This is a genomic window from Rhodococcus sp. IEGM 1351, from assembly GCF_030056875.1.
GTDB classification, from domain to species: Bacteria; Actinomycetota; Actinomycetes; order Mycobacteriales; family Mycobacteriaceae; genus Rhodococcus_F; species Rhodococcus_F opacus.
In genome coordinates, this window is the sequence record NZ_JASHKU010000013.1 from 106,188 (window position 1) to 115,368 (window position 9,181).

The window sequence follows — 9,181 nt, forward strand, 5'->3', positions numbered from 1 at the left end:
ATCTGTGCCCGCGGGTAACCTCCCGCCATGAATGTCGCGGACAGCCCCCGCTACCGGAAGATCACCCTCACCGTGGACGGTGAGGAACGGACACTCGAAGTCGACACCCGCACGACGCTGCTCGACGCGCTTCGCGATCACCTCGGGGTGACCGCGCCCAAGAAGGGCTGCGACCACGGCCAGTGCGGCTCGTGCACCGTCCTCCTCGACGGCAGACGGGCCACGTCATGCCTCACGTTCGCCGTCGCCCACGACGGGGACCGCGTCGTCACCGCGCACGGACTGGCCGACGGAGAGGTGCTGCATTCCGTTCAGCAGGCATTCGTCGAGCAGGACGGACTGCAGTGTGGTTACTGCACGCCCGGTCAGATCTGTTCGGCGATCGGGATGTTCGACGAGTTCCTGGCCCTGCACCCGAGCGCCGTCACCGAGAACCTGACCGCTCCGCCCGAACTCACCGACGACGAGATACGGGAGCGGATGAACGGAAACCTCTGCCGGTGCGGCGCGTACCCGAACATCCTCGCGGCGATCAGGCAGGCGGCGGAGGCGTGATTCCCTTCGATTACGAGCGGGCCACCGACGTCGACAGTGCCGTCGCCACGGTCACGGGTGACCCGCGGGCGTCGTTCCTCGCCGGCGGCACCAACCTCGTCGACCACATGAAGCTGGGGGTGGCGCACCCGCATCTCCTCGTCGACGTGAGCCGTCTCCCCCTCGACGACGTCGTCGAACTTCCGGACGGCGGGCTCCGGATCGGGGCGGCCGTCCGCAACAGCGATCTCGCCGCGCACGACGTCGTCCGCGCCCGGTACCCGATGCTGTCGCGCGCGCTCCTCTCCGGTGCGTCGGGACAGCTGCGCAATGTCGCGACCACGGCGGGAAACCTGCTTCAGCGGACCCGGTGCGTGTACTTCCAGGACGTCTCGACGCCGTGTAACAAGCGGGAGCCCGGCACCGGATGTTCCGCGATCGGCGGTTACGTGCGCTACCACGCCATTCTCGGCGCGTCGGAGCACTGCGTCGCTGTGCACCCGTCCGACATGGCCGTCGCGATGGCGGCGCTCGACGGTGTCGTGGTGGTGCGCAGTGCCGACGGTGAACGGCGAATCCCGTTGAGCGAGTTCTACCGGCTTCCCGGGGACCGGCCCGAGCACGACACCGTCCTCGCGCACGGCGACCTCGTGACCGCCGTGGAGCTGCCCCCGCCGCCCGCCGGAAACCGGTCCGCGTATCGGAAGGTGCGCGACCGTGCCTCCTTCGCGTTCGCGCTGGTGTCGGTGGCCGCCGAGCTGACGATCGAGGATGCGTCGATCACGTCGGCACGGGTCGCGCTCGGCGGGGTCGCACACCGGCCCTGGCGCGCCACGCTCGCCGAGGAGGTCCTCGTCGAATCGCAGCCGACGGAGGACACGTTCACCGAGGCCGCTGGCGCGGAACTCGCGGCGGCACAACCACTTCCGGGAAACGAATTCAAGGTCGAACTGACCCGGCGGGTGCTCGTGTCGGTACTTCGATCACTCACCGAGGAGGCGCGCCGATGACCCTCGTCGATCCGAAGGTGATCGGAACCTCCGCCGAGCGGCTGGACGCCCACGACAAGGTGACCGGTTCGGCGTTGTATGCGTTCGAGTACCCCGTGGAGCAGCCGACGTATCTGCATCCGATCCTGTCGACGATCGGACGCGGCCGGGTCAGGGCGATGCACACGGCCGACGCGGAAGCCCTGGACGGGGTGCTCGCGGTCCTGACGGTGTTCGACGCGCCCCGCCTCGCGGACACCTCGGACGGGGAACTCGCGATCCTGCAGGACCCCGAGGTTCACTTCCGCGGCCAGTTCGTGGGTGCGGTGGTCGCGGAGACACCGGAGGTCGCCCGGCACGGCGCGAGCCTCGTGCGTGTCGACTACGACGTGGAATCCCACGACACCGACTTCCATTCCGGCCGGGACGACCTGTACGCCCCCGAAGACGTGAACGCGGGGTTCCCGACCGACACCGAGGACGGCGACGTCGACGCGGCACTCGCCGCCGCCGCGGTCACGGTCGATCAGGTGTACTCCACCGCGATGGAACACAACAATCCGATGGAACCGCACGCCGCCATCGCCCGATGGACCCCGGGCGGCAGCGGACCGGTTCTGACGCTGCACGATTCGACGCAGGGCGTCCACTCCGTGCGGCAGACGCTGGCACCGATGTTCGGACTCGAAGTCGAGCAGATGCGGGTGATCGCCCCGTACGTCGGCGGCGGCTTCGGCTCCAAGGGACTGCCGCACGCGCACGACGTGCTCGTGGTGCTGGCGGCGCAGCGGGTGGACGGCCGGCCGGTGAAGTTCGCGCTCACCCGGCAGCAGATGTTCGCCCTCTCCGCGTATCGCACCCCGACGGTGCAGCACATCCGGCTCGGGGCGGATGCGGACGGACGGCTGACCGCGCTCTCCCACGAGGCGATCGTGCAGTCCGCGAAGATCAAGGAATTCGCCGAACAGGCGGCAGTCCCGTCGCGGCTGATGTACTCCGCGGGCACCCGGTACACCACCCACCGTCTCGCGTCCCTCGACGTGCCCGCCCCCTCCTGGATGCGTGCGCCCGGCGAGACCCCGGGCATGTTCGCGGCCGAGGTGGCGATGGACGAACTGGCCGAGGCCTGCGGACTCGACCCGATCGAACTGCGGATCCGCAACGAACCCGACGTCGACCCGAGTACGGGCCGCCCCTGGTCGGGTCGGCGCCTCACCGACTGCCTGCGGGAGGGCGCCCGGCGCTTCGGGTGGGCGGACCGCGACGCGACGGCGCGGGCCGGGTCGGACTCCGAGTGGCAGGTGGGGATGGGCGTCGCGTCCGCAACGTATCCCGCCAACACGTCACCGGGATCGGTTGCCCGGATCGTGTACGAATCCGACGGCACGTACACCGTGCAGATCGGGTCGGTCGACATCGGCACCGGCGCATGGACCGCGCTCACGCAAATCGCCGCCGACGCTCTGGGCTGTCCCCTCGACGCAATCGTCCTGCAGATCGGCGACACGAATCTTCCGTCGGCGACCGTCGCAGGCGGCTCCACGGGTACCAGTTCCTGGGGCAGTGCGATCGTCGCGGCGGCCCGGGCGTTCCGGGACCAGCACGGCACGTCACCCGCCCCGGGCGCGGCGACGAGTGCGGGGACGCCCGACAACCCCGACGCCGACAAGTTCGCGCTCCACTCGTTCGGTGCCCACTTCGTGGAGGCGCACGTCCACCGGGACACCTGCGAGATCCGCGTCGAACGCATGCTCGGGGTGTTCGCGATCGGCCAGGTGATCAACACCCGCACGGTTCGGTCGCAACTCCTCGGCGGGATGACCATGGGCATCTCGATGGCCTTGCACGAGAGCAGTGTGAACGACCCCCGATTCGGTCACGTCGTGACCCAGGACCTTGCCTCCTATCACGTCAGCACGCACGCCGACATCAGGTACCTCGACGCGGTGTGCCTCGACGACGTCGACGAGCACGCCAACCCGATGGGATCGAAGGGCGCCGGCGAGATCGGCATCGTCGGGGCCGCGGCCGCGGTGGCGAACGCTGTTCGTCACGCCACCGGCGTCCGGGTCCGGAAGGTGCCGATCCACCTGGACGATCTGCTGCCCGGGTGATCCACCGGGGCAGCTAGCGCACGTCCCACGCCTGCGCGAGGGACGTGCGCAGGTGACTTTTCATCGCACGGATCTTCTGGACATCGGTGGATTTCGGTGCGAGTCCCTCGAGCACGAGTTCCATGAAGCGTCGGCGGCTGACACCGAATCGCTCCAGCAGTTCCGCCGCGCTGGCACCACCGAACGGTGCCCACTGGATCGCGAAGCTGATCATCCACCGGGCATCCGAGCTCACCGAGTGCATCTGCGCGAGCAGATCGCACCGGCGAAGCGCCAGGCGCAGCCACTCGGTGCCGAACGCTTCCTCCGGTTCGTCCGCGGTCTGTGTCGTCACGCCGATCACCGCTGACCGGCGGAGCGGACCGCGAACACCGGCAATTGTTCCGCCCTCGACGCGGGGCGGAACTCGACGCGAACCGGACAGTCGGACGGTGCCGGGACGTCGCCGTCGATCCAGGTGTAGACCCACGGACCCTCGTCGAGTTCGACGATCGCGATCGTGCACGGGACGAGACCACGGTCCGCCTCGTTCACCTCACGGTGAACCACCTTCGAGGACACGATCGATCCGACGCCACACGACGGGACACGCTCGAGGTTCGACCCCTGACAAGCGGAGCAGGTGGCCATCAACGGCGCGAGCAGGGTCGTGCAGTTGAGGCAGCGTTGGATCATCAGCTCGCATTTCTGGGCGAGTCCCTGCCAGCGGGTCATGCCGTCCGTGGTCACGCCGTCACCCCCGTGAGTTCCTGCCCCACCACGTCGTCTGCCATTCGGTTTCCCCCGATCCACACAAGACACCGGTCGGTGTGCGCCCGACGGAGAATCGGGGGCCGTGGAAGTTGGGGGTCAGGCTTTCGGTGTGTTCGGGGATCAGTGGACATCGGGGGCCTCGGTCTGGAGCCGGATTGGGGGGACGCGTACGAGCATCCCGTCCGCGGCGGCGAAGTACAGCGGCTGAACGACCCGGGGACATACCTATATTTCGTCCCGTGCAGGTGCCCGGTCAGGGGCGCGGGTCCTGTGCGTGTTCGACGATCCACGCCGCGATCTGGGTGCGCGAGTTGAAACCCAGTTTCGCGAGAATGTGCTCGACATGCCCCTGCGCCGTGCGCTGGGAGATCACCAACCGGGCCGCGATCGCCTTGTTGGTGAGCCCGTCGGCGACCAGTTCCGCGACCTGCCATTCGCGTCGGGTCAGGTGCGTCGCCCCGTTCGACGCCGACACCGCCTCCGGTCGCTGCTCGTCGAGCGCGTACGCGACCGCATCGTCGAACGACGTGTGCATACCGTGGTCGAAGGCGGCGTCGAACGCGCGGTCCCCGATCACGGCGCGGGCCTGCTGCTCGCATTCCGCGTGGTGGACGAGCAGGTTGGGGTAGACGGTGCTGGGGTTGCCGACGGTCTGCGCGACCGCCTCCGCGGCGCCCATCAGTTCGGCGGCCTGCTGGGCCCGGCCGGCACCCACGGCGACCCAGGCGAGCACCTCGAGTGCCCCGCACGCGCTGATCCGGTCGTCGACCAGATGGGACAGCCGCAGTCCCTGCTTCACGTAGTCGTCGGCGAGGGCGAGGTGTCCGCGTTGCCACGCAGCCATTCCCGCCGCCCACAGCGACCAGCCCCGGTACACGGACTCGCCGTGGGCCTCGGTCAGGGCGAAGATCTCGGATCCGCACATCTTCGCCACTGCCCCGTCGCCCTGCATGCCGCTCACCAGCGCCAACCCGAGCAGTCCCCACGTCAACTGGAGCAGGTTGCCCTTGTCGCGGAATTCGGCGAGCGCATCTTCGAAGCATGCCCGTGCGCGCGGGAGGTCCCCGGCGAACATGGCGCAGCACCCGGCGGCGTGGACCACCAGGGCACGCATCAGCATGTCACCGTTCCTGTCGGCGAGGACGGCGCCCTCGTCGACCAGTGCTTTCGCGGCCTCGCGGTCGCCGTGCATGCCCGCGAGCACGCTGTCGACGTACAGCGCCTCGATCCGTTCCCGGCTCGCGCCGCCCGGGTGCCGTCCCAGCAGCTGTCCGAGCCAACGGCGACCCTCACGGAGCAGTCCGCGGGCGCGCCAGTACGGGTACAGGGCGGCGGCGATCCGCAGCCCCGTCTGGGCCTCCCCCGGCTCGGTCAGGCTGAAATGGAGGGCCGCCCGCACGTTCAGCGTCTCCGCGTCGAGCCGGCTGATCCACATCACCTGCCGGGGTCCGATCCACTCGGCCTCGCACTGCACCACCAGCTGCTCGTACCAGTCGCGGTGCCGCCGGCGCAGCGACACGTACTCCCCGGTCTCCTGCAATTTCTCACGGCCGTAGTCACGCACCGTCTCGAGCAGGTGGTACCGCACCGCCGGCCCCGACTCCTCGCGGATCAGGATCGATTTGTCGATCAACGACGCCACCACGTCGAGGACGTTCTCCACCGGCAGGTCGCCGGCGCAGATTCCCTCCACCGCGTCCAGTTCGAAGCCGCCGGCGAACACCGACAGCCTCGCCCACAGCGCGCGTTCCTCCTCGGTGCACAGCTCGTGACTCCAGTCGACGCACAGCCGCAGGGTCTGCTGCCGGCTCGGCGCGCCCCGCGATCCGACCGTCAGCAGCCGGTAGCGGTCGGTCAGCCGCTGCAGGATTTGTTCCGCCGACATCACCCGCAGCCGCACCGCCGCCAGCTCGATCGCCAACGGCAATCCGTCCAGCCGGCGGCAGATCCGGGCCACCGCCACATGATTCTCCTCGGTGAGTTCGAACTCCGGCACCGCGGTGGCCGCCCGCTCGACGAACAACGTCACCGCCTCGTACTGCGGCAGCCCCTGCAGGGACGAGCGTTCGGGTTCGGGCACTGTCAGCGGCGGCACCCGCAGTACCGCCTCGCCGCCGATGGCCAGCGGTTCGCGGCTCGTCGCGAGGATCCGTAACTCCGGGCAGCTCCGCAATAACGTCTCCGACAACGCGGCGGCCGCGGCGACCACGTGCTCGCAGTTGTCGAGCACCAGCAGCAGTTGCCGGGTCGCGAGGTACTCGGTCAGCAGCACCTCCGGGTTCCCGGAGCGCTGCTCGCGCAGTCGCAGTGCCGCCGACACGGCGTCGACGAGTGTCGTGTCGTCGTCCAGCTCCCCCAGCTCGACCAGCCACACGCCGTCCTCGAATGCGCGGCTCGCATCGGCGGCCACGCGCAACGCCAGCCGGGTCTTCCCGACACCGCCGATCCCGGCGAGTGTCACCAGACGTGACACGGACAGCAGACGTCGCGCCTCGGTCACCTCACGGCGACGGCCGACGAAACTCGTCAGTTCGTGGGGCAGGTTTCCCACTGTGCCCTTCACTGCCGCCGGCATCACACCGTCACTCTCGACTCGCAGCCCCCTGCGCACACGGTACTCCCGGTGCGCGGCGGCAACGACGCTTTCGGCTGCGGGTCCGCGGTCTCGGGGCCCTGCGAACCGGATCACCTCGTCCAGCGGGTGGGCGCCCAGCGACCGGTGTAGGACCGGATGCGGTTGGCGCGGCGGGCCGGCCGGCGAGTGGCGGCCTCGGTCAGGCTGTGCGGGATCATGGCGATCCGGGCGCCGTCGACCACGTAGGCGGCCCCGGTGACGAACATTGCGGCCGGCGCGGTCAGGTACGACGCGACGGCGGCGACTTCCCGGTCGTCGGGGCCGGGCGATGCGAAGTCCGGTTCGACTGCGGGCACCACGACCGAGTTGACGGTGATCGAGTATCGCGCCAGTTCGGCGGCGAGCAGGCCGGTGAGTCCGCCGAGCCCGGACGACGAGGGGGTGATGTTGACGATCCGGCCGCCCTCACCGCTCGCGATCATGTAACGCACGGCGCGTTGAATGCACTCGACGGCGGTGCTGCCGGGGCAGCTGACGAGAACGCCGATTCCGCCCAGTTCCCGGGCGAACTCGTCGACGGCGGCCGCGGAGTCGGGCAGGTCGGCCAGATCCATGCGCTGCACGGCCGCGTTCACCGATCTGGACCGGATGTCGGCGGCGGTGGACTCGGCGCTGTCCCGGTCCGCGGCGTAGGCGAGGCCGATGTGGAACCCGTCGTCCGCGAGCGCCAGTGCGACCGCTCGGCCCATCGGCGAGTCCGATCCGGTCACGACTGCGGTGCGTGTGCTGGGGTGCATGAGTTCCGAATACCCCCTGGTAGATCTGCTCAAACGCTCAACTTTCGGACTGTGTACGGGCAGAACACAATCCGGCGACGAGCCGCACCCGCAACCCGTCGCTGATCGCCGCCGCACCAATCAGCAGTTGGACGGCGCCGGGTCGCCCCGGAACCGGGCGTCGAGGTAGTCCAGGGCGGTCGGCAGGCCCAGCACGGCGGTGGTCAGGTGGTCGGGGCTCGGGAACAGATCGGATTGCACCTTGGCGCCGGCGGCGCAGTAACGCGCGACGGTCGCCTCGATCGAGTCGACCGGGATGAGTACGTCTGTCGGGCTGTGCCATTCGAAGATCGGCGCGGTCGGAACACCCGGGTACAGCTCGACGCTGTTCTCGTTCAGCACCTCCCAGGCCTGCGGGCTGCTCATGAGGTCGGTGGTCTTGGCGACCTCCGTCGCGCTGCGACCGGCGCCGGCCGCCAGAATGCCGTTGGTGCACGCGTTGACCATCTCGTCGCGCATCGCCAGGCCGCGATCGTTGAGTTGCTCGCTGATCGGCAGGCGGTCCGGGTACTCACGCTCGAGTCCGAGTGCCGCCGCCATCGCGAGACCGAATGCCGGATGCGGTTGCATGCCGAGTCCGTTGGCCATCTTGCCGATGTTCATGGGCACACCGCCCTCGGCGACACCGACGATGTTCAGTTCCGGCGCGTACGTGGGTGCGAGCGCCGCGGCCCACGCCGACGCCATGCCGCCGCCGGAGTATCCGGCGAGCGCGACCGGGCTCTCCGCCACACCGAGTTCGGGCACCCGCTGAACCGCGCGGATGCCGTCCAGAGTGATGGTTCCGCCGAGTTTCGCGGCACCGTAGGCACTGTTCGGGCCGAGGTGGTCGGGAAGCGCGACCGTCCAGCCGCGCTGCAGTGCGAGGTTCAGTGCCGGCGCCTCCTTGATCTGGAGGTCGGGGTCGTTCGAGTACAGGGTCCGCGACGGCGCGCACCGCGGTCCGAGCGCGTTGATGATGTGCTGATACGACAGCAGCGGCCCGTTCACCGGCCGGGTGCGGGGTACCAGCACGGTGGTGACCGACGAGATCGGGTGGTCTTCCGAGTTGGTGGTGCGGTACTTCACCTGCCAGACGTCGGTGTCGGGGAAGGCGAGCAGCGGCGGCATCGGACGGACCGCGAGGGGCTCCCCGACCGCTGCAGCGGCCAGCCCCTGCGACTGCAGGTAGAAGGGGTCGGGGTCGGATGCGGGATAGATCGGCACGGCGGCCGCGACTCCGACGTTCGCGACGGTGGTGCAGGCGACGAACGCGGCACATAACGCACCCGCGGTGAGGCTCGTGATACGTGCGCGCTTCATGCCGCCTCCTAGTTTGCCTAGAGATCGATTGTTACCGAGTTCGCAGGAGATATCGGTATTCGGGCCCGCCCGTTACGG

General features: G+C 69.4%; 8 protein-coding genes. 3 read left to right on the plus strand and 5 right to left on the minus strand.

Translation table 11 applies throughout. The features are described 5' to 3' along the window. The first annotated feature begins 27 nt into the window (after positions 1-27). The 3 genes from QM806_RS22955 to QM806_RS22965 are packed head-to-tail and all read left to right on the plus strand — an operon-like array spanning position 28 to position 3,637. The gene (locus QM806_RS22955) at positions 28-555 is read left to right on the plus strand and encodes a 2Fe-2S iron-sulfur cluster-binding protein (RefSeq protein WP_005255769.1); all 528 of its coding nucleotides are present in this window, start codon (positions 28-30) and stop codon (positions 553-555) included. Further along, the gene (locus tag QM806_RS22960) at positions 552-1,544 is read left to right on the plus strand and encodes an FAD binding domain-containing protein (RefSeq protein ID WP_054246533.1); all 993 of its coding nucleotides are present in this window, start codon (positions 552-554) and stop codon (positions 1,542-1,544) included. Before QM806_RS22955 ends, QM806_RS22960 begins: the two co-directional genes overlap by 4 nt. Next, a complete protein-coding gene (locus QM806_RS22965; RefSeq protein ID WP_054246532.1) occupies positions 1,541-3,637 on the plus strand; it encodes a xanthine dehydrogenase family protein molybdopterin-binding subunit in 2,097 nt (698 codons plus the stop codon). Before QM806_RS22960 ends, QM806_RS22965 begins: the two co-directional genes overlap by 4 nt. Positions 3,638-3,650: 13 nt before the next feature. On the opposite strand, the gene QM806_RS22970 is transcribed toward QM806_RS22965, so the two are convergent. From QM806_RS22970 to QM806_RS22990, 5 genes are all read right to left on the minus strand, one after another. Beyond that, entirely contained in the window at positions 3,651-3,971 is a 321-nt protein-coding gene (locus QM806_RS22970; protein ID WP_005246323.1) for a hypothetical protein, read from the minus strand. 5 nt (positions 3,972-3,976) lie between these two features. After that, the gene (locus tag QM806_RS22975) at positions 3,977-4,366 is read right to left on the minus strand and encodes a Zn-ribbon domain-containing OB-fold protein (protein WP_005570623.1); all 390 of its coding nucleotides are present in this window, start codon (positions 4,364-4,366) and stop codon (positions 3,977-3,979) included. Positions 4,367-4,643: 277 nt separating this feature from the next. After that, positions 4,644-7,001, minus strand: coding sequence for an ATP-binding protein (locus tag QM806_RS22980; RefSeq protein WP_120661485.1), 2,358 nt, complete (start codon positions 6,999-7,001; stop codon positions 4,644-4,646). Between the two features lie 74 nt (positions 7,002-7,075). After that, positions 7,076-7,735, minus strand: a complete 660-nt coding sequence (locus QM806_RS22985) for an SDR family NAD(P)-dependent oxidoreductase (RefSeq protein ID WP_242323018.1) — start codon at positions 7,733-7,735, stop codon at positions 7,076-7,078. A 147-nt stretch (positions 7,736-7,882) separates the two neighbouring features. After that, positions 7,883-9,103: a lipase family protein gene (locus QM806_RS22990; protein ID WP_005570621.1), complete on the minus strand. Its 1,221-nt coding sequence runs from the start codon at positions 9,101-9,103 to the stop codon at positions 7,883-7,885. Between the last annotated feature and the right edge of the window lie 78 nt (positions 9,104-9,181).

Excerpts from the sequence above, each read along its gene's own strand:
- QM806_RS22955 (WP_005255769.1), top strand. The coding sequence starts at position 28 with ATGAATGTCGCGGACAGCCCCCGCTACCGGAAGATCACCCTCACCGTG.
- QM806_RS22965 (WP_054246532.1), top strand. The coding sequence starts at position 1,541 with ATGACCCTCGTCGATCCGAAGGTGATCGGAACCTCCGCCGAGCGGCTG.
- QM806_RS22990 (WP_005570621.1), bottom strand. The coding sequence starts at position 9,103 with ATGAAGCGCGCACGTATCACGAGCCTCACCGCGGGTGCGTTATGTGCC.